Annotated in this window: 22 protein-coding genes; 9 read left to right on the top strand and 13 right to left on the bottom strand. The window is 41.2% G+C overall.

Going from position 1 to position 24,074, the window contains the following annotated elements:
* Positions 1-385: 385 nt before the first annotated feature.
* From ND16A_RS13385 to ND16A_RS13375, 3 genes are read right to left on the bottom strand one after another with little or no spacing between them, the layout of a single operon-like run.
* Positions 386-1,615, bottom strand: coding sequence for an outer membrane beta-barrel protein (locus ND16A_RS13385; protein WP_033076776.1), 1,230 nt, complete (start codon positions 1,613-1,615; stop codon positions 386-388).
* Positions 1,616-1,627: 12 nt separating this feature from the next.
* Complete coding sequence (locus ND16A_RS13380; protein WP_160173491.1) at positions 1,628-3,994, bottom strand: EAL domain-containing protein; 2,367 nt, start codon at positions 3,992-3,994, stop codon at positions 1,628-1,630.
* Positions 3,978-4,640 (bottom strand): hypothetical protein, encoded by a 663-nt coding sequence (locus ND16A_RS13375; protein ID WP_152593821.1) that lies wholly within the window; start codon positions 4,638-4,640, stop codon positions 3,978-3,980. The genes ND16A_RS13380 and ND16A_RS13375 overlap by 17 nt, the downstream gene beginning before the upstream one ends.
* A 127-nt stretch (positions 4,641-4,767) precedes the next feature.
* On the opposite strand from ND16A_RS13375, the gene pssA reads away from it, so the two are divergent.
* Complete coding sequence (pssA, locus tag ND16A_RS13370) at positions 4,768-6,111, top strand: CDP-diacylglycerol--serine O-phosphatidyltransferase (protein WP_033076777.1); 1,344 nt, start codon at positions 4,768-4,770, stop codon at positions 6,109-6,111.
* A gap of 416 nt (positions 6,112-6,527) precedes the next feature.
* Here the strand turns inward: pssA and ND16A_RS13365 are convergent, their stop codons facing one another.
* Positions 6,528-7,220 (bottom strand): 2OG-Fe(II) oxygenase, encoded by a 693-nt coding sequence (locus tag ND16A_RS13365; protein ID WP_033076778.1) that lies wholly within the window; start codon positions 7,218-7,220, stop codon positions 6,528-6,530.
* A gap of 104 nt (positions 7,221-7,324) precedes the next feature.
* Between ND16A_RS13365 and ND16A_RS13360 the strand changes: the two genes are divergently transcribed.
* Both ND16A_RS13360 and ND16A_RS13355 read left to right on the top strand, forming a co-directional pair.
* Positions 7,325-7,726 (top strand): acyl-CoA thioesterase, encoded by a 402-nt coding sequence (locus ND16A_RS13360; RefSeq protein WP_033076779.1) that lies wholly within the window; start codon positions 7,325-7,327, stop codon positions 7,724-7,726.
* Between the two features lie 128 nt (positions 7,727-7,854).
* On the top strand, positions 7,855-9,216 hold the full coding sequence (locus tag ND16A_RS13355) for an MFS transporter (protein WP_033076780.1): 1,362 nt from the start codon (positions 7,855-7,857) through the stop codon (positions 9,214-9,216).
* A 10-nt stretch (positions 9,217-9,226) separates the two neighbouring features.
* On the opposite strand, the gene ND16A_RS13350 is transcribed toward ND16A_RS13355, so the two are convergent.
* On the bottom strand, positions 9,227-9,721 hold the full coding sequence (locus tag ND16A_RS13350) for a hypothetical protein (protein WP_235281996.1): 495 nt from the start codon (positions 9,719-9,721) through the stop codon (positions 9,227-9,229).
* 363 nt (positions 9,722-10,084) lie between these two features.
* Here ND16A_RS13350 and ND16A_RS13345 point away from each other — a divergent pair, with 363 nt between their 5' ends.
* From ND16A_RS13345 to panP, 4 genes are all read left to right on the top strand, one after another.
* Positions 10,085-11,020, top strand: coding sequence for an ABC transporter ATP-binding protein (locus tag ND16A_RS13345; protein ID WP_033076781.1), 936 nt, complete (start codon positions 10,085-10,087; stop codon positions 11,018-11,020).
* A 2-nt stretch (positions 11,021-11,022) separates the two neighbouring features.
* A complete protein-coding gene (locus ND16A_RS13340) occupies positions 11,023-11,796 on the top strand; it encodes an ABC transporter permease (protein WP_033076799.1) in 774 nt (257 codons plus the stop codon).
* Positions 11,796-12,455, top strand: coding sequence for a tRNA (guanine(46)-N(7))-methyltransferase TrmB (gene trmB, locus ND16A_RS13335; RefSeq protein WP_033076782.1), 660 nt, complete (start codon positions 11,796-11,798; stop codon positions 12,453-12,455). Before ND16A_RS13340 ends, trmB begins: the two co-directional genes overlap by 1 nt.
* A 124-nt stretch (positions 12,456-12,579) precedes the next feature.
* A complete protein-coding gene (panP, locus tag ND16A_RS13330) occupies positions 12,580-14,211 on the top strand; it encodes a pyridoxal-dependent aspartate 1-decarboxylase PanP (RefSeq protein ID WP_033076783.1) in 1,632 nt (543 codons plus the stop codon).
* A gap of 139 nt (positions 14,212-14,350) precedes the next feature.
* On the opposite strand, the gene panC is transcribed toward panP, so the two are convergent.
* The 8 genes from panC to ND16A_RS13290 all read right to left on the bottom strand — a co-directional run bounded on the left by panC (position 14,351) and on the right by ND16A_RS13290 (position 20,926).
* Positions 14,351-15,196 (bottom strand): pantoate--beta-alanine ligase, encoded by an 846-nt coding sequence (gene panC / locus ND16A_RS13325; RefSeq protein WP_033076800.1) that lies wholly within the window; start codon positions 15,194-15,196, stop codon positions 14,351-14,353.
* Positions 15,197-15,212: 16 nt separating this feature from the next.
* A complete protein-coding gene (gene panB, locus ND16A_RS13320; RefSeq protein WP_033076784.1) occupies positions 15,213-16,007 on the bottom strand; it encodes a 3-methyl-2-oxobutanoate hydroxymethyltransferase in 795 nt (264 codons plus the stop codon).
* Between the two features lie 74 nt (positions 16,008-16,081).
* Positions 16,082-16,573, bottom strand: a complete 492-nt coding sequence (gene folK / locus ND16A_RS13315; protein ID WP_200880812.1) for a 2-amino-4-hydroxy-6-hydroxymethyldihydropteridine diphosphokinase — start codon at positions 16,571-16,573, stop codon at positions 16,082-16,084.
* A gap of 2 nt (positions 16,574-16,575) precedes the next feature.
* Positions 16,576-17,928, bottom strand: coding sequence for a polynucleotide adenylyltransferase PcnB (pcnB, locus tag ND16A_RS13310; protein ID WP_052072944.1), 1,353 nt, complete (start codon positions 17,926-17,928; stop codon positions 16,576-16,578).
* Between the two features lie 171 nt (positions 17,929-18,099).
* Positions 18,100-19,005 (bottom strand): tRNA glutamyl-Q(34) synthetase GluQRS, encoded by a 906-nt coding sequence (gluQRS, locus tag ND16A_RS13305; RefSeq protein WP_052072939.1) that lies wholly within the window; start codon positions 19,003-19,005, stop codon positions 18,100-18,102.
* Positions 19,006-19,016: 11 nt separating this feature from the next.
* A complete protein-coding gene (gene dksA / locus ND16A_RS13300) occupies positions 19,017-19,466 on the bottom strand; it encodes an RNA polymerase-binding protein DksA (protein WP_033076786.1) in 450 nt (149 codons plus the stop codon).
* Positions 19,467-19,679: 213 nt separating this feature from the next.
* On the bottom strand, positions 19,680-20,381 hold the full coding sequence (gene sfsA, locus ND16A_RS13295) for a DNA/RNA nuclease SfsA (RefSeq protein ID WP_033076787.1): 702 nt from the start codon (positions 20,379-20,381) through the stop codon (positions 19,680-19,682).
* A 56-nt stretch (positions 20,382-20,437) separates the two neighbouring features.
* Positions 20,438-20,926, bottom strand: a complete 489-nt coding sequence (locus tag ND16A_RS13290; protein ID WP_033076788.1) for a GNAT family N-acetyltransferase — start codon at positions 20,924-20,926, stop codon at positions 20,438-20,440.
* Positions 20,927-21,153: 227 nt separating this feature from the next.
* Between ND16A_RS13290 and pepB the strand changes: the two genes are divergently transcribed.
* Positions 21,154-22,446: an aminopeptidase PepB gene (gene pepB, locus ND16A_RS13285; protein WP_033076789.1), complete on the top strand. Its 1,293-nt coding sequence runs from the start codon at positions 21,154-21,156 to the stop codon at positions 22,444-22,446.
* Positions 22,447-22,484: 38 nt separating this feature from the next.
* Positions 22,485-24,065, top strand: coding sequence for a mechanosensitive ion channel family protein (locus ND16A_RS13280; protein ID WP_160173492.1), 1,581 nt, complete (start codon positions 22,485-22,487; stop codon positions 24,063-24,065).
* Positions 24,066-24,074: the final 9 nt, after the last annotated feature.

The following is a 24,074-nucleotide window of genomic DNA, read 5'->3' on the forward strand; positions in this document are numbered from 1 at the left end:
TAAGAAGAGGCTTTTGCATCCCGAGAAGCTAAAAGCTTTTGACGTCTTAGCCTCTTCTTCTCACTCTAGCTTAGCCCTTAAGTAATAATTTATTTAGGGGCTTCTTCTTTTATATGACGTGGTGTAAATAAACAAATACCGTTAAAACTCCAATATTCTAAGAAAAAGTACACCGTCATTCCAAACTTGATTTGGAACCTCCCTATTTGACAGTGAGCTTTCAAAGCTATTTTTAAAACTCATAATATACAAACCACTTCACTTATCGCTAACGCGAACTGCCCGTTGCTCGTAGCCCGATGCCCGCAGCTTATCTGTTAAATCTAAACGATCTAATCGTCCACGCTAACAGCCTGTACCTTGTACCCCGTACCCTGTACCTTTTTTACCAATAATACCTGACCACCAATTGCACTTGTCGTTCCACCAGTTTTACCGGTTTAAATGCATAAGCTCTTGCCGGCCTGTTGCTATTTAGCCAATTAAATTCTGCCTGAACAAATAATGGCTTACTGATGCGATATTGGTAAGAAGCGGTAAATGCCTTGCCGTATTCATTATTATCATCGTCTTCAGAAGAGTCATTATCGGTTACTGAAAATTCCTCAAATCGGACACTGATTTTTTGCTGCTGTAATTGGTAACGCAAGCTTAAATATCCTGTCTGGTAGTCATTATCAACAAGCGTCTTTCCTCGCGGTGAACTCATCAATGTATCACCAGACAAAAACTGGCCTAAAATAACCAAATTGTTAGAAGATTTATGTTTGAAGCCAAAATGGTAAAAACGAGTATCCCAGGCGAACTGGCCATTTTTTACTATTCTGGTATCCGCATTATTGTCATAGGCGCCAACGTTAATTTTTAAGCGATTTTGCCATTGCCAGCGACCATTAACTTCAAAGCCATAGCGATGGTCAAGTTCGATAAAGGGGTCAGTGTCGGCGGCTTGAAACCTAAGCCAGCCACCAAATCTTGCTTTAACCGGTGGCAGTGGTAATTTTTCGTGCCACAAAGTTTGCCTGTTGCTTAAGGTCCAGCCGCGCCATGACAGTAGTGTGCCCACCGTATCGTTATTTTTATAAACCGATGCAGTTAAACCAAAATCGTGTGGGCTTTGATGAAATTTTCCTAACCAATCCCAATTGAGCTCCAATCCGGCATGACGAAGCTCTTCACCAATCCAACTGTTCATGGTTGAGTTGGTTATTGTTGCCGGAGAGGTCCAGCCAATGGCATTATTCTCGAGTGATATTTTGGGATACATGATACCTGCTCGAGCGTTAAATCGATGACCACTTTGATTTGGTAAGCCTTGATAACGCAATTGTGTCTCTAATATGCCGACCTCATCTTTATGACCGTCGGCATAAGCCATCAAAGTCGTATTGAAAGACACTGGATTGTCAAAATCGACTTGATAATTAGCGATTGCCTGGCTTAACGAAAGAGTCTCGTGGTTATCGAAACGAAATTTTCCATAATGGCCGTTTATGTGTGAATCAACACCATCAACGTAGTTAAAACCAACATCGATTAATCCGGAGAACTTATGTTCAGCGGCAGCGGTTGTCAGAGTCAACAAGCACAGTGGTATTATTGTTATTATCTTCATGGTAAATTTAATTTAGCTGGTAATGTAGTTGCATGAATATGACGACTTCGTTAACCAAGAGTCAAAATCGCGAGCAGATAAAGGTCTGCTTATAAAGTATCCTTGTGCTTTTTCGCAGCCTTGTTCTATTAACCATTCCTGCGTTTGTTGATCTTCGACACCTTCGGCAACAACCGTTAGGTTAAGTCGATGAGCAAGTTTAATTGTCGAACTTACAATTAATTGGTCAACTCCGTGCTGGGTTAAATTTTGGATAAAGCAGCGGTCTATTTTAAGCTCTTCTACCGGGAGGTTCCGCAACTGTGCTAATGTTGAATACCCAGTGCCGTAGTCATCTATAGACAAGTAGATCCCTTTATTACGTAGTAAAGTGATATTCTCAGCGGCTTTGGATGAATGATCTAAAAAAGCATCTTCGGTAATTTCAAGAGTAATGGCCTGATGTAATTTTTCAGAACCACACAATTTGTTGATTAATAAATTGCAAAAATTTTCATTGAGCAAGTTTTGAGGCGATATATTTACCGCAATTTGCAGCTTTATGCCTTTTGCTTGCCAAATAAAATATTGCTCTATTGCTTTATCAATCCCCCATAAAGACAAAGCATTCATTTGTCCTGTTTGCTCGGCTATATGAATAAAAGTGTCTGGATGAATAAGTCCGTTAACCGGATGCTCCCATCTTACTAACGCTTCAACACCTTCAACGGTGGATGTTTTCAGGTTTAATTTAGGCTGATAATGTAGGGTAAACTCGTCGTTTTCAATGGCCGATTTCAGCCGATTTATTAATTGCAATCGATCTAGGGTATTAAAATCTATCTGACGATTATAAAGCTGATACAGCAAATTTTTCCGTTTGGAAATTTGCATCGCCGAATCGACTTCCTTTAACAATTGATCGGCTTGTGGTGAGCCTTCGCTTTCAGTAAGGCCAATATTAATTTGCAAATGCAAGGCGATATTTTGATATGAAAATATTGGCTCTATGACGGAATTTATTTGGTTAACACATAATTTGATATTTGTTTCATTATCCCAGCGCAGCAATAATACGTTACCAGAGACTTGATATAGAGGTATTTCCAGTGTTTTTAATCGTTTAGTCACTTCCAAAATAACCTGGTCACCAACATCATGCCCTAATGTATCATTGATATTGGCTAGCCTTCGAATGCTAAGCTGACATAGCAAAAATGGGTGTCCGATATCCATCATATCTCGGTGAAATTGATTGCGATTCGGTAATTGGGTGAGACTGTCCTGATACGCTTGCTTGGTTATGGCATCTTCTCTGTCTTTAATCGCTTGCTGCATTTTTTCAAATTGTAATGCAAGCTTGTTAAGCTCTTCTGTGCTACCGACCGTAATTTTACTGTGGTAATCGCCCTTGGCAATATTACTACTAAATAAAACAAGTTGTCGCAAAGGCGCGGTCAGGCTGATAGCAATAATGTATGCTCCTAACAAAGACAGGAGCATGGTAATAGAGATTAATAGTAGTATTTGGCTGCCGTCTTTTTTGATCGCTGCGGTTAAATTAGATCGTAATTGAAATGTGGTTGCACTAAGCTTTAACCCGTCGACCGTCCCTAATGGATGGTTAGCAAACATATAGGTTTGTGAAATGTTGCTGAGCAAAGGTGAAAAATCAGTTTGTTCGATGCTGGAATTTGTTGTTTCAGCTTCTGTGTCATGTAATGCAAGCCAATGCCAGGTTGAATTACCTGATAAACCAAAGCCAACGCTGAAATCTGTAGAGTCGGAAATCGTCCGAGCTAAGCGATCATTAATTAAATAACCAAAAGCGATGTGACCAACCACCATATCGCCACTGTTTATCGGAGCAATAACCAATTGATACACGCTCTCGTTTAATTGATAGTATACACTTACCGGTTCATTGGTGAGCCATTGAGGGTGGCTAAACTCGGTATTTATTTGCTCACCCATGGTAATTTTTTTGTTTTTTTCGTTTGGCTCTTTAACCAGTAACTCGCCAATAACCACTCTTTGCTGGTTAAAGGCAAACGAAATATCCGCATCGATACGCTGACGATGATTATTTAGAGCCACCAGTAAACTACGCGTATCTTCCCCTAACATTTGCTTCAAGCCGTAATCTTTCGCTACCGTTACCGCGAATGCTGTTAGGTAATAATTGCTTTTCTTGATCTCATTTTTCAAAAGTGTTTCAGCTTGGGTAAGTTGAGATTTAAGTTGTTGATTTTCCAGTCTTTCGTTTGATGAGTGTGTCGCAATAAAGGAAACAGCCTGTACCGCTATTAATAACAAAATAAAGAGTAAAGTGATTCGACTTTTTAAACTGTTCAGCGGCATCATCTGTTTAATTTTCACTTGATTAATAGTTTTCGACAAAATCAAAATCATCCAGGCTTTGTTGTGGTGGTGTTTCCGCCATTTGCCTTTGTAATGTTAATTTATAGGTTTGATTCAGGGGGAGTTGTATCTCGTGCTTATCTTCTAAGTCGGTTTGTTTCAGTTGTGGATGATAAAGTGACAGAATATAGTTACCTTTTGGTAACGCAGTGAATTTTAACCGTCCTTTTTCATCTGTGATGCCATAAAATGGTGTATCTAATACTAATAAATGACCCGCCATCCAGTCATGGATATTGCACCCCATACTTATTGATTGTTGTTTATTAAACGATAAGGATTTTTCAGTTGAACCTTTTCGTAACTTAAAATCGAATTGGCTGTCAGCATTAACTGAGTAGATATGGTGAGTAATATCATCCAAATTATCAAAGGTAACATCAGTATTTGTGGTAACAACAGTAAAATACGGAGCAAATTTTTTCTGATGCTGACTGATGGTAGTAGGAGATTGATGAAATAATTTCTTTGCGGCTTTAATTTCAGCGGTATTTTGCTTGGCAGTAAGATACACAACTATTCCAGCTGCTGGTAAGCCTGAACTTAGGTTTATGGTAATTTTATTTGCAAATGCATTTGATGAAATTAAAAAAAAGATTAATAGCAAAGTAAATATTTTGGCCAAGAGTACCTCATACATTTATTCATATTATTGTCGAGCTTCTATGATTATAGTCAAATATCCTATAAACCTAGTACCTTTTTAAATTTATGTTTATAATCAAAAAACTATCAATAATAAATAAAGCTCAATGATTTTTTCCCGCAATAGTAAGTTATCTATTAAAGACTCCATTCCGTTAAATGCCAGTGACGTTGAATTTTTATACTCGGCCAAACAGTTCAAAGTTGAGCTGTTACAGCTGATTAAAAGTGCCAGACAGCGGATTTATATCACTGCACTCTATTTGCAAGATGACGACGCAGGACGAGAGATATTGCATGCCATCTTTGCTGCGAAACAAGAAAATCCAGAGCTGGATGTTTGCCTTTTCGTTGATTTTCACCGGGCTCAGCGTGGTTTAATTGGTGAGAAAAAATCATTAGGTAACCGCCAGCTTTATCTAGATTTAAGCGCACAATATGAGCATGACATCAATATTTATGGTGTCGCGGTGAAACAAAGAGAATTTTTGGGGGTTTTGCACCTAAAAGGCTTTGTCATAGATGACACGCTGTTATTCAGTGGCGCCAGTATTAATAATATTTATTTGCATGAAAAAGATAGATACCGTTGTGACCGCTACCATAAGTTTAGCAATGTCTCTTTGGCTAACAGTTTCGTCAATTACTTAACCACTTACTTTATTAACAGCCAATGCACACCGAAGATTAACCAAAGCATTGTGCCTGATAAAAGGCAGATGAAAGGACTGATTAAACAGCTAAAGCGTGTGTTAAATCGATCGAAATATACAGTAACTAGTGACACTAGCATGCAGAATGATTTGATCATCACCCCTTTAGTGGGCTTAGGTGGCAGAGGAAACCAGTTAAATCTTACTGCACGCTCGGTATTTAAAGTGGCAACCAATAAACTGGTAGTCTTTACCCCATATTTTAACTTACCAAAAGCACTGGCTGGCGACCTATCCAAAGCATTAAAGAAAGGTGTACAAGTCACCATTGTTGTTGGTGATAAAAAAGCCAATGACTTTTATATTGCCGAACCTGAAAAATTTTCTACCATCGGCATAGTGCCCTATATTTATGAAATGTTGTTACGTGTTTTCATTAAGCGTAATCAGGCATATATCGATAAAGGCCAGTTAAATGTACATTTATGGCAAGATGGCAGCAATAGTTACCATTTAAAAGGCATTGTCGCCGATGATACTTATCACTTAATTACCGGCAGCAATTTAAACCCCAGGGCATGGAGCCTGGATTTAGAAAATGGTTTATTGCTATGTGATAAGCAGCAGCAACTTAAAGATAGCTGGCACAAGGAGCTTGCCATGATTTTAGCCAATACTAATCGGGTAACTTCAGTAGATGATATTGAAGCGGTTAGAGATTACCCGGATAAACCCCGTGAATTATTGAGAAAAATTAAAATTACTCAATTTGGCAGGATATTGAAGCGATTTTTGTAGGAGACAGGTACAGGGTACGAGGTACAGGGTACAGGCAGCCTGAGTAGGCGAATAGATAGTTTAGATTTAACAGAAAAGCTACTAGCTACGGGCTACGGGCAGTTCACGTTAGCGACAAGTGAAGGTATTGTTATATTGCTGGGGGTTGAACTAGCTTAGGAGTAACTATTGAATCATAATAGCAACCCTACTGCCTGTACCTATATCGAAGTGCTACTAGCTTTTAGCTACTAGCAGATCGCATTAGTGACAAATGAGTTTATTTTTATATTTCTGGGATCTGTACCTAGCTTTGGAATATCGATTAATACATAGCATCAACCCTACTGCCCGTAGCCAGTTGCCCGGTGCTCGCAGCATATCTCCTCTTCCACGCAATCAGCTTGTACCTTGTACCTCGTACCCTGTACCTGCTTTTAGGTATAAATTTGCTCGGCTTTGTTAAATAACATCCACGATGTGAGTACGTATTTATCGGACGACACCGGTACGTTACCGCGATGAGTGTGGGTAAAACCACATGGTGCGATAACTATGCTTCCAGCCTTAGGCTTGACACTCTTTTGTTGATAAAAGAAATCAGTTTCTCCGCCTTCTTCAACATCATTTAAATAAATTAAAAACAGCAATACCCGATGCAGCGGTTCGTTACCATTCGGTTGTGGAAATATCTCCGAATGCCAATAGCCATAATTACCTTTACCCTTATCGTATTTTTGCGCATTAATTGGCGCCAATCGAAACATATACTGCATTAAATTCATAATGTTAGGTTTAGCAATTTGCTCATAATTGTCGGTGGTCAATAATGTTGGTACACCAGTGACAGGATGCTTCAGGGTTAAGCTAATGCCGCTGATTAAGCTGAAATAATACTTATTAACGTAATCCGCCATGCATTTGGCCGTGGCATGTAACACCGTTTGTAATGGTTGATGAAACTCGGCATGTTGATTTAAGTAAACATCATTACTGTCTTTTTTACTCTTATCAAGGCCACCGCCAGTGATCCCTGGCGTTTTATGCGGACTATCTTCAAATTGTTTTATAAGGTTTTTACAGAAATCTGCGGGCAATGCATTTTCGTATACTTCGATAAAATCGGTCATAGGGTTAATACTTGATATTAATGAAAATTGAATTGGTATTTATTGCCATACTATGCCTTATTTCTGCTAAATTAGCAGCACGCTTAATAAAATAGTATGCACTTATGTTTTTTGAAAAAATGAAACCACGGTTTAGCGATACCGATGCTTTAGGGCACATCAGCAACACCGCCATCCCAATTTGGTTTGAAGGGGCCCGAGATGAAATTTTCAAACTGTTTCTGCCTGATCTTGACTTAAGTCAGTGGCCATTAATTTTAGCGAAAACAGAAATTGAGTTTCATGGCCAACTGTATTATCAACAGGAAGTTGAAATAAAAACCTACATCTCCAAGCTGGGTAATTCTTCGTTTCAGGTTTATCAGGAAATTTGGCAACAGGCTAAAAAATGCGTATCGGGAACCGCTACCATGGTGAACTTTTGCTATCAAACGCAAAAATCAAAGGCCATAACAGATGATATACGCGAAAAGTTAGGTGAACACATGTATAACCAAGTTGAATAAATATCTGCTCATTTTTAATCAAATTGGTATAGCCGTTGATCTAAATCGAATAATCGTCACTTCTATGGTGTAACCTGAGAACGCTTAAGGTAAAATAAGCTAATTTTTTTTTATAGTCCCGCAATTATATGAGTGTTACCGGTTTAAACAGTATTGAAAAGAAAGCCTCACTTTCGCTCGCCACGGTATTTGGCATGCGCATGATCGGCTTATTTATGATTTTGCCCGTGTTCGCTATTTATGGTGTTGAATTAGAAGGCTATAGCCCGATGTGGCTGGGCTTGGCAATTGGCGCTTACGGTTTAACCCAAGCGTTATTGCAAATTCCTATGGGGATACTGTCCGACCGGATTGGTAGAAAACCGGTGATAATTGGCGGCCTGGTGTTGTTTTGCCTGGGCAGTATCATCGCGGCTCTGTCTGAATCGGTCTATGGTGTTGTATTTGGTCGGGCAATACAAGGCATGGGGGCAATTGCCAGTGCGACTTTGGCATTGGCGGCAGATTTAAGTCGCGAAGAACAGCGGCCGAAAGTGATGGCAACTATCGGTATGTTTATCGGTTTGTCATTTGCTGTTGCCATGGTGTTAGGTCCCATAGTTGCAGGCAGTTTCGGCCTGGCAGGATTGTTCTATTTAACTGCTATATTATCTGTGACGGGTATCTTGTTAGTGCTGTTTGTGGTGCCGAGTTCCATCAATACGGCTCCCAAAGGTGATCATGTTGCCATTCCTAATAAACTGCTCAATTTAATCAAGCACCCACAATTGTTTCGTTTAAACCTTGGTGTGTTCATTTTACATGTGGCATTAACGGCGATGTTTGTCGCCTTGCCGTTAATGTTAATCAATACTGGTTTTGCCGTGAGTGATCATTGGCGTTTATATTTGCCGGCATTATTACTCTCTTTTGCCATCATGGTACCCTTCATGATCTGGGCAATTAAGAAAAATAAAGAAAAATTAGTGTTTTGTAGTGCCATTGTGTTGATGACTATGAGTTTGTTATTACTTTGGCAAAAACATGATGATTTTTATTTCATGGTACTGTTTGTGGTGATGTTTTTTGCCGCCTTTAATTACTTAGAAGCGACAATGCCCTCTACCTTATCAAGAATTGCCCCTGCGGGTGATAAAGGCTCTGCAATGGGCGTTTTTTCCAGCAGTCAGTTTTTTGGCGCGTTCATTGGTGGCTTGGCCGGCGGAACCGTGCAAACCTACTTTGCCCCTTCTAGCGTATTTCTATTCAGTGCGGGCTTATTGGTCGTCTGGCTTATCTTTGCTTTGGGCATGAGTGAGGTTAAAAAATCGAAAAATATCAGCTTTAAAATTAATTTTGATGACGAGCTTCATGCCCAGACGTTAGCGAGTAAACTAGCCAAAACTAAAGGTGTGATTGAATCTACTATCGTTTATTCTGACTCTGTAGCCTACTTGAAAATTGATGAAAAAGTGATTGATATTGCCGACCTAAGAGCGCAGCTGTATTAACAAAATTAAGTTAATACACAGCAACTATTTCACTGCATGTTCCGGCTCGCTGATTGTGCCCCGGCAGGTTGATTTGGTCAAATTGAAATTTGCCGATTAACTGTTGCGCTAGCGGTGATTGTGGCGTGATCACAAAGATTTCACCTGCACTTAAACACAGCTTTAAGCCCCCGGCGCTCGGGCCAATAAAATAAATTGTTTTGTGCTTGTTTGGAGCACTCAATTCAATTACCGCGCCTAAAGCTATCTCATCATCCTGATCAAACGTTTTCATAACCAATTTTTGATATTGCAGAATTTGCTGCTTTATTAATTCCGCCCGCTCAGATTGCCCATGCGCCAAATAAGATGCTTCAAGGCCAAGTGTGTCATATTGAGTTTCTGCCGCGCTTTCATCGTCGGTAGCCGCTAACCTGGCGGTTTCTGCAGCAGTTATCGCATTGCTAAGTTCCAACTCGAGCTTAGTCATTATGGCCTGTACTAGTGTCGGTTTATCAATCATCACTTAAATTATCAAAACGAATATAACAAATGCCAATATAATACCATTCTGCATAAATATATAGTCACTCAGCGATCGGTAAAAGAGTTTTAGGCAAGGCTTTCATTTTGTACTGTGGTTATTCCACTGAAAAAATGTTTAACGCAGCATAAAACTCTTTTAACATCGCCCTTTGGGTGTTTATCAAACCCACGATAACGGCCCAAAATTTAAAGAAGATAGAGTAACTATCTACTTCAAATTTTGATTGTTCTCGAGCGTTTGATAAACACTGAGTTGACTATATCTTTATGTAGATTGGTATATCACCTTGAAATACTAACAATAGCCCACATAATAATACCTCACGCGTAAGAGGTATAAACTATGCAAGCAGCCTTGCAAATTTCTGGCTTAAAAAAAACGTATAAAGGCGGGTTTCAAGCCGTTAAGGGGCTCGATTTAGAGGTAAAACAAGGTGATTTTTTTGCCTTGCTTGGACCAAACGGCGCCGGTAAGTCAACGACTATCGGGGTGATCACGTCACTGGTAAATAAAACTGCGGGTACAGTAAAAGTATTTGGCCATGACATAGATAATGAGCTCGATACGGCAAAAAGTTTCCTTGGTTTAGTGCCACAAGAATTTAATTTTAATCAGTTTGAAGCCCCGATAAAAATATTGGTCAATCAGGCTGGCTACTATGGCGTGCCTAGGCTATTAGCATATCAACGTGCCGAAAAATATCTCAAGCAATTAGATTTATGGGATAAAAAAGATGAACCGTCCCGCAACCTTTCTGGTGGTATGAAACGACGGTTGATGATCGCAAGAGCACTGATGCATGAGCCGCAAGTGTTAATACTCGATGAGCCAACGGCCGGTGTCGATATTGAATTGCGTCGCCACATGTGGGATTACCTGCGAGAGTTAAATGCCGAAGGAATCACCATCATTCTGACCACACATTATCTCGAAGAAGCGGAAATGCTGTGTCGTAATATTGCCATTATTGATCAGGGCCTGATTGTTGAAAATACCAGCATGAAAGCGTTATTGGCGAAATTACACCTGGAAACGTTCGTGTTAGATATAGCCCCAACTAAACAAACACCAACGTTAGCAGAGTATCCGAGCCGTTTAATTGACGATCATACTTTTGAAGTCGATGTTGATAAATCACAATCAATAAACGATGTGTTTTTACAATTAACAGAGCAAGGCATTAGTGTGCAAAGTATGCGCAACAAATCAAATCGTCTCGAAGAATTGTTTGTCACCTTAGTGGCGAATAATACCGCCGCTAAAGTGAAAGGAAATTAATGATGGTGAGCTTTAGAAATCGAGTGGCGTTAGCCAGTATCCTATACAAAGAAATTCATCGCTTTATGCGTATTTGGGTACAAACTTTAGTACCACCAGCGATCACCATCAGTTTATATTTTGTCATTTTTGGTTCATTAATTGGTAAACGTATCGGTGAAATGGGCGGCTTTGACTACATGTCATTTATTGTCCCTGGCCTTATTATGATGTCGGTGATCACCAACTCATATTCCAATGTAGCTTCCTCTTTTTTCAGTGCGAAATGGCAGCGTAACGTCGAAGAAATGCTGGTGGCGCCAGTGCCTAACTGGGTTATCGTGGCGGGGTATGTCGGTGGCGGCATGTGTCGAGGTATCTTGGTCGGATCAATTGTAACTCTAGTTTCTTTGTTATTTGTTGATATCCAAGTTCATAACATTGCGGTGATCATTATTACTGTCATGCTTACTTCGGCTGTGTTTGCTTTGGGCGGGCTCATTAACGCGATTTTTGCCGGCAGTTTTGACGATATCTCGATAATTCCAACCTTTATTTTAACGCCACTCACCTATTTAGGTGGGGTTTTTTACTCGATAAGTTTATTGCCGGAATTTTGGCAAGGGGTGTCGCAAATTAATCCTATTGTCTATATGGTTAATGCCTTTCGTTATGGTTTTTTGGGCATCAGTGACGTCTCGTTGACGGTCGCATTTACCGTAATTTCGCTATTCATTGTGACGCTGTTTACCATTGCCATGGTGTTAATTTCAAAAGGTATAGGGTTGCGCAGCTAATGTCATTTGGTGATTCAAAAGCAATTATAAGCAATCAGCCGGGCATCCATGAAAGCCTGGCTGGTATCGTTCATAAGCACTTAAATACAGAGTTTCAAAAGCCGATATCGCTACATACCAAACAAGCATTTGCAGAAATTGATGCCAAGGTAAAAGCGTTCGATGGACCGATCATCTTAGATTCTTGTTGTGGCGTAGGGCAAAGTACTCGCATTATCGCCAAGCAAAACCCTGATGCTCTGGTGATAGGCGTTGATAAATCGGATAATCGCATTAGCCGCAATGTTGAAGATTCATGGCAGGTGGATAATTACCAGTTGGTGCGAGCCGATTTGAATGATTTCTACCGATTAGTGGTGGCGGCTAACTGGGATGTTGACAAGCACTTCATTCTTTATCCTAATCCCTGGCCAAAATCAAAACATGTAAAAAGACGCTGGCATGGCAGTGCAGTATTTCCCTATATCATTAAAGTAGGAAAAACCCTGGAACTAAGAAGTAACTGGTGTTTATACCTGCAAGAATTTCAATCTGCTTTGGCGTTAGCAGGGATTGAATCTGAGCTAAATGAGCTTGCGCAAGCACAGCCATTAACGCCGTTTGAAGCCAAGTATCAGGCCAGTGGCCAGCAATGTTGGTCTTTATCGGCTAAATTGTAGAAAATTGCGACAAAAGCCTTAAAATAACAAGACATTTTCGCCAATATTTATTAAAGTTCAGCCTACTGTTTTTAAATATATGTAAACCTTCAGGGAGTGATTTCAGGTTTGTGTTTGGTAAGTCATGACAAATAAAAAACGCGTCGCACAAGCCACGCCAGAATCATTACATCAAATTTTTACAATTCCCGAGGCGCCCGATTCAACATTGGGTCGTATTGAAGCTGAGATCTCGCAAAATCTTAATGGTTTTCTCGGTAACCACATCGTTGCTACGGAAAAGCCATTAGCCGAAATTGAAAAAGATTTTGCCGATTCAAAGATACCTGAACAACCCCAATATGTGTCTGATCATACCCATCACCTGTTAGATAAATTAATCTCGCAATCGGTACATACCTCATCGCCAAGCTTTATTGGTCACATGACTTCGGCACTGCCATATTTTCAGTTGCCATTGTCAAAGTTAATGACAGGCATGAACCAAAACCTGGTAAAAATAGAAACCTCGAAAGCCTTTACCCCGTTAGAGCGGCAAGTTTTAGGGATGATGCATCGCATGGTGTATCAGCAAGCTGATGGTTTTTATCAAAAATTGATGCATAGCGCGGCACATTCTTTAGGCGCATTTTGCTCTGGTGGTACGGTCGCCAATATTACTGCCCTTTGGGTTGCCCGTAACAACCTGTTAAAAGCCGATGGCGTTTTCAAGGGAATTGCTCAACAAGGCTTGTTTCAAGCGCTTAAACATTATGGCTACGCAGGTATCGCCATATTGGTTTCTGAACGCGGCCATTATTCGTTGAAAAAGGCCGCCGACATCTTAGGTTTAGGCCGCGATAGCGTTATTTCCATTAAAACCGATAACAATAACCGTATCGATACTCAGGCGCTAGCACAAGAATGCGCTCGCCTAGAGGCACAAAAAATAAAAGTGATGAGTATTGTCGGCGTTGCCGGCACCACCGAAACTGGCAACATTGACCCGTTAAGAGATATGGCTGATATTGCCAAGCGTTTTAACTGTCATTTTCATGTCGATGCGGCCTGGGGCGGAGCAACGCTGCTTTCGAATAAGTATCGTACTTTACTCGATGGCATCGAGTTGGCAGATTCGGTAACGATTGATGCGCACAAACAAATGTATGTGCCAATGGGCGCTGGTTTGGTGGTCTTTAAAGACTCAGAATCCGTCTCCACCATTGAGCATCACGCCGAATACATCTTGCGTAAAGGCTCAAAAGATTTAGGTTCACATACCCTTGAAGGGTCACGCCCTGGTATGGCAATGATGTTATATGCCAGCATGCATATCATTTCTCGTCCGGGGTATGAAATGTTAATCAACCAAAGTATAGAAAAAGCAAAACATTTTGCTGAACTGATCGAACAGGATGACGATTTCGAGTTGATATCAAAACCGGAACTCTGTTTATTAACCTACCGTTATGCACCACAAGCCGTACAACAGTTTCTTGCCAATGCCAATGCAGAGCGACAAGAAGAAATAAATGTGCTGTTGGACAAGCTTACCAAGTTTATTCAAAAACGGCAGCGTGAAAACGGTAAATCCTTTGTTTCCCGTACTCGCATTGAGGTCAATCATTACCAAGGCCGAAAAGTGTTGGTATTCCGGGTTGTGTTAGCAAATCCTCTAACCACTCATGATATCTTACAAGAGGTATTGGTAGAACAAAAACAGATTGCCGCAGAAAGCTTGAATTTTTTACCACAAATCTTGGCTCGAGTTAACTAAGTCGATTTCAGGAATTCATCGATGAATTAACAGAATTTACACCATCCATGGCAATTCTAGGTGAATTCATCCGTGAATTAAAAAAGGTCAGCGTTGCTGACCTTTTTGTTTATAAATGTTGCCCTGTCCTGAAATAAATTTACAACTTCACTTGTATATTATCGATCAAACGAGCCTTACCGCAATGTGCTGCCGCTAAAATCACAATGTCGTTATCATCGGCAGTAGCAGGGTTTAGTGTACGGGCATGGCTAATATGGATGTAGTCGGTTTTCATGCCACTGGCATCTATTTTTTCTTTGGCCTGTGCCATTAACGCCGAAAAATCTTTATTACTTTTGAGTTGCTCAGCTAACCAGCGCATGGTTTTATTTAACGTCGCCGCGGTGACTTTTTCTTCAGCGGTTAAATAATTATTGCGAGAACTCATCGCCAAGCCTGATTGTTCACGCATGGTAGCGACTGGAATGATCTCAATTGGCATCGACAAATCTTCCACCATGGTTTGGATAACTTGCACCTGTTGATAATCTTTTAAACCAAAGCAGGCAACATCAGGTTGTACCAGATTAAATAGTTTACACACTACGGTGGATACGCCGCGAAAATGCCCAGGGCGTGATTCGCCACAATAACCATCAGAGACATTTGGCACTTCCACATAGGATTGTTTATCTAAGCCTTTCGGATAAATGATATCGGCAGTAGGAGTAAACAATAAATCTGTGTTGGCAGCAATTAGCTTCTTTTTATCGGCATCCATGGTACGTGGATAGTTACCAATATCTTCATTGGCAGCAAACTGCATCGGATTGATAAAAATACTGGCAACAATTTTATCTGCATGCTTATGCGCTTCGGCAACCAGTGAAATATGGCCAGCGTGTAAATTGCCCATAGTAGGCACAAACGCAATTTTCAGGCCTTGTTTGCGCCAGGCAGAGATTTGCTGGCGCAGTTCGGTAGTTTGACTAACTGTTTTCATCATAACTGCTGCGCTATTAGCTAAAGCCATGTTCAGGGGCCGGGAAAGTACCGGAATTTACATCCTTGATGTAAAGTTTTATCGCATCTTCGATATTGCCCGTTTCGGCGAGAAAGTTACGTGAGAATTTAGGAACTTTCCCGTACGAAATACCCAGAGCATCATGCATTACCAATATTTGACCATCGGTAACATTACCTGCACCTATTCCTATTACCGGAATTGATACCGCATCGGTGATGGCTTTTGCCAGTTCGGTTGGAATACATTCTAATACCAATAATTGAATACCGGCAGCTTCTAACCCCTTGGCATGGTCGATCATTTCTTCTGCTTTTTTGCTATTACGGCCTTGCACTTTAAAGCCGCCAAAAACATTTACCGATTGTGGTGTTAAGCCTAAATGTCCACATACGGGCACACTGCGGTCAACTAATCCGCGTACGGTTTCATACAACCAGGCACCACCTTCGAGTTTGACCATATTAGCCCCTGCCTGCATTAATTTTGCCGCATTGGCATAAGTCTGCTCTGGTGTGGCATAAGACATAAACGGTAAATCAGACAACACCAGAGTGTTGTTAACGCCATTGCGTACACAACGAGTGTGATAGCAAATATCATCAACCGATACCGGTAAGGTATCCGATTCGCCCTGCAATACCATACCTAAAGAATCGCCAATTAAAATAGCATGGATACCGGCGTTATCAAATTGGCGGGCAAAGCTGGCGTCGTAGGCGGTAATCGTGGAAATTTTTTCGCCCGCATCTTTCATCTGTTGCAGTGTACTGACGGTAATTCGACTCATAGTAAATGTCTTTATTATTTAATTGATTGTAAACACGTAAATATTATTGTGCGTACCTTGTCATAGAAACTAGTTTAGTTCAACTGACCAACAACAAACAGTCCATTTTCAGCGATTGTCGCTTGCAATTGTTTGATCTTTGTACCGTCGGGTAAGGTCAGCTTTTCGGCAATTTCTGCCAGGGGATAAATGACGAATTCGCGAACTTTCATGCCGTAATGCGGCACGGTCAGACGTTCGCTGTTAATGACTTGGTCGCCAAATAACAAGATATCTAAATCAAGGACTCGGGCGCCCCAACGCTGATCTTTACGCACACGGCCAAAAGAAAGTTCAATCTGCTGCAATTGATCCAGTAACTCAATTGCCGATAATTCGGTGCTAATCGCTGCGACAGCATTGATGTAGTCTGGCTGATCTTGGGGACCCATCGGCTTACTGGAATACAATGACGAAACGGCGGTAACATTTGTCTCCGGCAGTAACTTTAAAGCGTCGACAGCTTGTTGTATTTGCTGCTTTGGTCGCTCTAAATTGCTACCCAAGCCAATATAAACGGTATTTATCATTAACTTGGTGAACCAGTGTTTTTACGTTTGCGCGGACTTCTTCTGCGTGTTGTACGGCTGCCTTTGAAACTTTTCACCATCTGTTGTTGGGTGTCAGCTGGTGCTTCTTGAAAGTTTGTCCACCAAGTGGCAAGTTCGGCCAATTCGCCCCCTTCAATCTCACCGCGTAATAATAAGAAATCATAACCAGCACGAAAGCGGGGGTGTTCTAATACTTTAAAAGCACGAGCGCCTTCTCGACGCATTAGTTTTTGCTGTAAAAACCAGATGTCTTTCATCGGTTGCTGGAAACGTTTTGGAATGGCGATACAGCGTTGTTGTTCACCCATAATTTCATTCATTGCCGCAAAAAAGGCATCTTGGAAGGCAATATCTGAATTGGCCATTAAGGCGCTGTAACTTTGTTCCAGTTTATACCAAATAACCGCCGCTAATAAGAACGCCGGAGTCACTCTCTTACCTTCATTGATGCGTTTATCGGTATTAAATAATACCCTATCAACAAACTTTACGGCATTGCCATTTGGCTCTGTTTTTACACTCTGACTGATATGCGGAAAGAAATATTGCAGCAAGTCATAGTCGGCTAACCGATGAAAGTTAACTTGCGCTTTGCCGCCAAGGAAGAGTTTTAAATATTCTTCGAACATCCGTGCCGCCGGAATGTTTGCCATCAGTGATGACAGCTCTCGTATTGGCGCTTCGGTATTCTTTTCGATCTGCATATCCAGCTTAGTGGCAAAGCGAACTGCACGCAGCATGCGTACCGGATCTTCACGATAACGAGTTTCAGGATCGCCGATTAAGCGAATAACCTTGTCATTAATATCACTGACGCCGTTGGCAAAGTCATACACTTTAAAATCTTTAATCGAATAATAAAGTGCATTAATGGTGAAATCGCGACGCTCAGCGTCTTCATCTATTGAACCGTAGATATTATCGCGTAATAACATTCCGTGTTCAGACTGCTTTGAGTGGGCTTTCGTCTGTTTTTCTTCGGCACTATCGTGGTGACCACGAAAGGTAGCCACTTCGATAATATCGCGACCAAAAACAATATGGGCCAATCGGAATCTACGGCCAATTAACCGACAATTTCTGAACAGTTTCTTGATCTGCTCTGGCGTTGCATTGGTGGCAATATCAAAATCTTTCGGGTGCTCGCCTAATAAAATGTCACGCACGCCGCCGCCAACAAGGTAGGCATCATAGCCCCCCTTATTTAGTCGATACAAGACTTTCAAGGCGTTATCACTAAGTTCTTTACGTGAAATATTGTGCTCAGCGCGGTCGTACACTATGGGAAAATCTTGTGCCGAAGTTGTCGTTGTGTTGTCTTTAGCAAACATTGATTTGATAAGCCTGATAAATGCGTTAATAGCCATTTCCTTAGTTAATTGTAGTCAATACCAATCGCTGAGCGATGATATATTTGAGCCGCGGAGGTTAATCGCTAAATAAGGCGCAATCATAGCGGAAACTGCTTAAAAAGAGAACGAAAACCGCAAGTTATCCATTGATTAAAGATGAATCTCTGTTTTTTGCGGAACATTCCTCAATTGCCAGTGCTTAATTGCCCAGACAATGATGCTGTCCACGGATTCAAACTGTAACTCTGGTGGGGGGGCTTGCCCTAAAAAGTCTAACGCTTGAATTAACCCTGGTTGCGGATTTTGGTCATCGATTGCCGGTGCGGCATTTTGCTTGCTCAATTTATATCCTTCGTCGGTTACTGCCAACGGAATATGAACATAAGCTGGTGCTTGCCTGTTTAACGTTTTAAACAGGCTTAATTGTCTTGATGTTGGTTCAAGTAAATCGCAACCGCGAACAACTTCAGTAATGCCTTGGTAGATATCATCGACAACCACGGCAAGTTGATAGGCAAACAAGCCATCACGGCGATGAATAATGAAATCTTCCTGTGCCAGAGCATGATCAAAGTGTACTTGCCCTTGTAAGCCATCAATAAACTCGTTATGCGGAAATTTATTGAGTAAGCGGATTGCCGTATCAAAGTTATCTAAATGTAAAAATTTACAGGTCCCTAAGTAGATACCACCAGATTTTTTGATCTGTGCGCGAGTACAACGACAACAGTAACTTTGCTGACTCGCTTGCAAATAATTTAGTACATCTCGATAAAGAACCGCTTGCTCACTTTGATAAAGAACGGGTTCGTCCCAATGCATGCCATAAGCTTCTAAGGTGTTTAAAATGGCTTTGTCGCTGCCAGGCATTTCTCTCGGTTTATCAATATCTTCTATTCGAACTAACCAATTACCGGCATTACTTTTTGCTTGTAAAAAGCTGGCAACAGCCGCGACTAGTGAGCCAAAGTGTAATAACCCAGAGGGGGAGGGAGCAAAACGGCCACGATAGGAACTATGTGGCCGCTGATTAAGGGGGTGTTTAATTGAATGCATGCGCGAGGGATTTAACCTGCCATTTGACGCTCTTTAATTTCTGCTAATGTTTTACATTCAATACATAAATCTGCAGTTGGACGTGCTTCAAGACGTTTGATGCCAATCTCAATGCCACAGGTATTACAGAAACCAAAATCACTTTCTTCAATTAATTGCAGAGTTTTTTCAATTTTCTTGATCAATTTACGTTCACGGTCACGGGTACGTAATTCTAAACTGAATTCTTCTTCCTGGGCTGCACGGTCAACCGGATCAGGGAAGTTAGCCGCTTCATCTTTCATATGGGTTACTGTACGGTCAACTTCTTCACGAAGTTGTACGCGCCAGGCTTCAAGAATCCTTTTAAAGTGCTCTTCTTGAGCTGGTCCCATGTACTCTTCACCAGCTTTTTCTACATACGGCGCTACTCCGGCTAAAGCCAGAATGCCTATCGGTTGGTTTGCTTTTTTAGTTGGCATGCCGAATCTCCTAACTACTTCTTAATTCGAAAAGCGTTTTATTAATTGGATATCTATAGCAGAATGTTTATTTGCTGGCAATATTTCTCTGACAATTGCCGCTTTATTATTCTGCTTAAGATAAATATATTATCATTTAGACTGGCTATATAAGGGTAAAAATTTCAATATCAAGGGTAAATCCAGAAAAAATTAATTTTTACCCCCTATGATTTAATCAAAGTGTATTTTTTCTACCAGTTCAATGGATTTGCTGGTGAAATTTGCTTTATAGGCAAGAATTTCAACGCCAGCATCTTGTGCCTCAATAATGAGTTGTGCGTAAACCGGGTCAATATGTTTCGCCGCTCTTACTGATTCAATCCCGGTATGTAATACGGCAAACAGTAATATCGCTCTTTGTCCTGTTTGCGCGACTGCTATCAACTCTCTTAAGTGTTTTTGACCGCGGGTGGTGACCGCATCCGGAAAATAGCCTTGATTATCTTCTAATAGCGTAGCACTTTTCACTTCAACATAGGCATCAGGGTGTTGACCATCGCTAAGATAAATATCAATTTTGCTGTTTTCACTGCCGTATTTCACTTCCCGTTTTAGAGTTTGATAACCTTTTAATTCTACAATTACTTCGTTATTGATTGCTTCTTCTACCAGCTGGTTGGCACGAATGGTGTTTACGCAGATCATATGATCCTGCTTGGTTTGGGTGATCTCCCAACTATATGGATACTTGCGTTTCTGGTTGTCTGATGTGCTGTACCAAACAGTATCACCAGATTGTGCACAACCTGTCATGGCCCCGGTATTTGAGACATGCATTGTGGTTTCGCTACCATCCTCAAGGGTCACATCGGCAAGAAAGCGTTTGTAACGTTTAATTAAGGTGGCTTGTTGTAAGGACGGGTTAAACTTCATTGGCTAATATCTTTATGTTTATTGCAGGTATTATTTTTAGATTAAAATTAACGTAATTAAACCGTTAATACCATCACTATGTCGTCCATTACATAGCCCTGGCCAATATCAGTACAGACTTCAGCCGTTTTGATAAAGCCAAATTTATAATAAGCGGCAATGCTGTCACTGTTGTATTTATTCACCGTTAAGGAAATTTTCGGCAAATTATATTTTGTCGCCAATGCTTTAATAAATTGCATCGACAGTTTCCCGATGCCAGTTCCACGCTGACTGGTTAATACGTATATTTTACTGAGAAATACTTCCTCAGCCTTAAGTTGTAAGCCTATATAGCCAACTACCTCACTGCTATTTTTAATTAAATAGTATTGATAACTTCCCGTTGAAATTTGTTCAGTAATCGTTTCTGCCGACTGGAAATTGCTTAACATGTACTCCACTTGCTCTATTCCTATGATCGGAGTGTAATGTTCCGTCCATATAATGCGGGCGATATCGACTACCTGATCAATATCCTGGCGGCAAGAGACGATGTCAAACATAGCGTTTTCCTTATGCTGTAAAAATGAAATGAATCTTTAATGTGATGAATTGTAATTCAGTATCCCAGTTACAATTTAGTAGTCTATTCTTTATAGCAAAACTGATTGCCTTAACTTATCATACATTTATCAAAATAATGTAATACCTGTATGCATAAGAGCGAGCCTCTCAGCGATAGGTATAAGCAGCCTTAAAATTAACAACAAAGATTTTCACAGGAATGGTTATGACTCAAGCAGCAATTATTAAATTAACTTCACAACAAGCCAGTAATTGGCAAGGTGCCAGCAATTTAAGCTTTAATGGCGATGAAATTTCAATTTATGTCGATGGCGATAACGCCGGTAATTTGCGTAGCATCCAAAAGGCAGGCCGTAAAATTGAAGGTTTGGGTGTTAAAAATGCCAAGCTTAGCGGCGATAACTGGTGTGAATTGAGTCAATGGGCGTTTGCCCAAGGCTTTAGCAAAGTCGGTAAATATGAGGCCATTGAGTTTACTGGTAGTGATGATGTGAGCAAGCGTTTGGCCGATAAGCAAGAAGTTTATGCCTGGGCTCGAGACTTAATAAACCAAACGCCTTCACAATTAGTGCCACAAGGTTTGGCGCAAACTGCACTGGCTTACATTAAAGGCTTAGCCCCTGAGCAGGTAACGGCGGAAGTGATCAGTGGCACTGATCTTGAGCAACAAGGCTGGACTGGTACCTATAATGTTGGTAAGGGCAGCATCAACCTACCCAGCATGTTAATTCTGGACTACAACCCTAGCGGCGATGCCTTAGCGCCAGTGTTTACCACTTTGGTGGGCAAAGGGATTACTTTTGATTCCGGTGGCTATTCAATCAAAGCAAGTGCCGGTATGTTTTCAATGAAATGCGATATGGGTGGCGCGGCCACCGTTACTGCGGCATTGGCGTTAGCAATTAAATCAGGCTTGCATAAGCGAGTTAAGTTGATCTTATGCTGTGCGGAAAACATGGTAAGCAGTTACGCTTATAAGTTAGGCGACATTTTAACCTATAAAAATGGTACCAAAGTAGAGATTGCCAATACCGACGCCGAAGGCCGTTTAGTGCTGGCTGATGGTTTAATTGCTGCCAGTGAATTTAACTCGGAGATGATCATTGATGCTGCCACCTTAACAGGCGCGGCAATGAACGCCACCGGTGGGGAATACAATGCATTATTTGCTTTAGACAATGAGATGATCAGCAAAGCTCAACAAATTGCCGGTAGTGAAAATGACCCTGCATGGCACCTGCCATTAGCAGCATTTCATCAAGATAAGTGTCCATCTGCTTTTGCCGACACGGCAAACTCGACTACCCAAAAAGGTGGTGGTGCAGGTGGTGCCAGTAACGCCGCGGGGTTCTTAGCTCGATTCGTGGATAATGGTGGTAAAGGCTGGTTACACATGGATTTGTCGGCGTGTTATAACGAACATGGTAACGGCATGTGGGCCGCAGGCGCAACCGGCTCAGGCATTGCGACAATTACCGGTATTTTACTGGAAAAATAATAATGAAATGCTCATCTCTTTCTTTGTTTATAAAATATATGCTGATTACACTAATGCTGATTTCGGCCTGCGCCTCGGCGCAAGAACTGACCATAAAACAAGTAAAAGAAAGGGAGGAGTTGGCACGTAAAGCCTTAGAGGAGGCGAGGTTAGCACCGCAAAATAAGGCGAGAATAGGGGAAACCCCGTTATCGTCTATGCTTGCTATTGGCGAAGCAATCCAAACGGATGATTATCCGCACGCCCTAAAATATATCGATTTTCGTTTGTTACCCCAAAGCACCACTACGGAACAAAAAATACAGCTGTTAAAACAGCTTCATATTGTTTGGACGCAACATCATAAATTAGATATCACCACCTTAAGTGATGCGTCACAAGGGCATGAAGACGATGGCTTGCCGGCCAACCGTGATTTATTAGGCGTGATTAAATCTCAATATGATGATATTCCGATTTATCTGCAGCGAGTGCCAGACCAAACAAGTAAACAGGTTTGGAAAATATCGAGTCACACCGTCGCAAACATACCGGTGATGTGGCAAGAGTTTGGTTATCACCCTCTTGCCCAGTCATTGGCGGAACACCTGCCGGAATTTACCCTATTCGGTCTACAAAATTGGCAATTTGTCAGTTCTGTCGTCATTCTCTTTGCCTCTTGGTACCTTACCGCCCTGATCCGCTATTTATTGATCAAACTCGTTGCCATTTCAGAAACCTACAGTCGGACCATGCGACGATTAATTCGGGTGCCTTTGCGCTTGTTTTTGTTTTTTATTTTGTTGCAGTGGGCTATGGGTCAACTTGGTTTATCAATAAACGCTCGGGTTTGGGTTGATACCGGAGCTTTAAGTTACCTGGCGGCAATTTTTCTGTCGTTAGGGATAATTGAATTCAGTTTTGCCATGTATATCAGTAGAGCAAAACAAGAGCAAAATGTGATTGCTTTGCTAAAGCCCATGGTCACCACAGTAAAGATAGTGACAGTCATTGTTATTGTCTTAAATTGGCTCAATGATGCCGGTTTTAATATTACCGCAATTATCACTGGCCTAGGTATTGGCAGCTTGGCAGTGGCACTGGCGGCACAAAAATCTCTTGAAAACGTCTTTGGTGCCTTTACCTTATTTTTTGCCCGGCCAATAAAGCCCGGCGACATGTGTAAATTTGGCAATACCCAGGGCCGGGTCGAAGAGATTGGCTTACGCTCAACCAAAATTAGAAAACTTGATCGAAAAGTCGTGCATGTACCAAATTCCACCATCGCCTCAATGGAACTGGAAAATATCAGCGAAATCGATAATCGCCGTTATTTAAAATATTTCCGCATCCGCTTAAATACTGCGACTGAAAAATTAAAAGCTCTGGTAGAAGCCATACGGAAATTGATTGAAGAGCATCCAAACACCATCGAGTTAGAACGCTATGTACGGTTTGAGAATATTGAAGACGATGCTTTCATCATTGTGGTGAATGCGTATACTACCGCATCAGGTCGAGTTAAATACAAAGAATTGGAAGAACAAATTAATTTTCAAATCATGCGGATCATCGACCAGCAAAAGGTTGAGCTTGCCATTCCAGAACAAACGATTTCCATTGATAATAAGCCCGGCTGAACAGCCTAG

Origin of the sequence: Thalassotalea sp. ND16A, from assembly GCF_000764205.1 — a bacterium.
In the GTDB taxonomy this organism is placed as follows: domain Bacteria; phylum Pseudomonadota; class Gammaproteobacteria; order Enterobacterales; family Alteromonadaceae; genus Thalassotalea_A.

Bases quoted from the DNA above. Each gene is read 5' to 3' on its own strand.
- pcnB (WP_052072944.1), bottom strand. From the start codon at position 17,928: ATGTTTGCTAAAGACAACACAACGACAACTTCGGCACAAGATTTTCCC.
- trmB (WP_033076782.1), top strand. From the start codon at position 11,796: ATGTCATTTGGTGATTCAAAAGCAATTATAAGCAATCAGCCGGGCATC.
- ND16A_RS13345 (WP_033076781.1), top strand. From the start codon at position 10,085: ATGCAAGCAGCCTTGCAAATTTCTGGCTTAAAAAAAACGTATAAAGGC.
- sfsA (WP_033076787.1), bottom strand. From the start codon at position 20,381: ATGAAGTTTAACCCGTCCTTACAACAAGCCACCTTAATTAAACGTTAC.
- panP (WP_033076783.1), top strand. From the start codon at position 12,580: ATGACAAATAAAAAACGCGTCGCACAAGCCACGCCAGAATCATTACAT.
- ND16A_RS13385 (WP_033076776.1), bottom strand. From the start codon at position 1,615: ATGAAGATAATAACAATAATACCACTGTGCTTGTTGACTCTGACAACC.
- gluQRS (WP_052072939.1), bottom strand. From the start codon at position 19,005: ATGCATTCAATTAAACACCCCCTTAATCAGCGGCCACATAGTTCCTAT.
- panB (WP_033076784.1), bottom strand. From the start codon at position 16,007: ATGAGTCGAATTACCGTCAGTACACTGCAACAGATGAAAGATGCGGGC.
- ND16A_RS13340 (WP_033076799.1), top strand. From the start codon at position 11,023: ATGGTGAGCTTTAGAAATCGAGTGGCGTTAGCCAGTATCCTATACAAA.
- pssA (WP_033076777.1), top strand. From the start codon at position 4,768: ATGATTTTTTCCCGCAATAGTAAGTTATCTATTAAAGACTCCATTCCG.
- ND16A_RS13360 (WP_033076779.1), top strand. From the start codon at position 7,325: ATGTTTTTTGAAAAAATGAAACCACGGTTTAGCGATACCGATGCTTTA.
- ND16A_RS13280 (WP_160173492.1), top strand. From the start codon at position 22,485: ATGCTGATTACACTAATGCTGATTTCGGCCTGCGCCTCGGCGCAAGAA.
- dksA (WP_033076786.1), bottom strand. From the start codon at position 19,466: ATGCCAACTAAAAAAGCAAACCAACCGATAGGCATTCTGGCTTTAGCC.
- ND16A_RS13290 (WP_033076788.1), bottom strand. From the start codon at position 20,926: ATGTTTGACATCGTCTCTTGCCGCCAGGATATTGATCAGGTAGTCGAT.
- panC (WP_033076800.1), bottom strand. From the start codon at position 15,196: ATGAAAACAGTTAGTCAAACTACCGAACTGCGCCAGCAAATCTCTGCC.
- ND16A_RS13355 (WP_033076780.1), top strand. From the start codon at position 7,855: ATGAGTGTTACCGGTTTAAACAGTATTGAAAAGAAAGCCTCACTTTCG.
- pepB (WP_033076789.1), top strand. From the start codon at position 21,154: ATGACTCAAGCAGCAATTATTAAATTAACTTCACAACAAGCCAGTAAT.
- ND16A_RS13365 (WP_033076778.1), bottom strand. From the start codon at position 7,220: ATGACCGATTTTATCGAAGTATACGAAAATGCATTGCCCGCAGATTTC.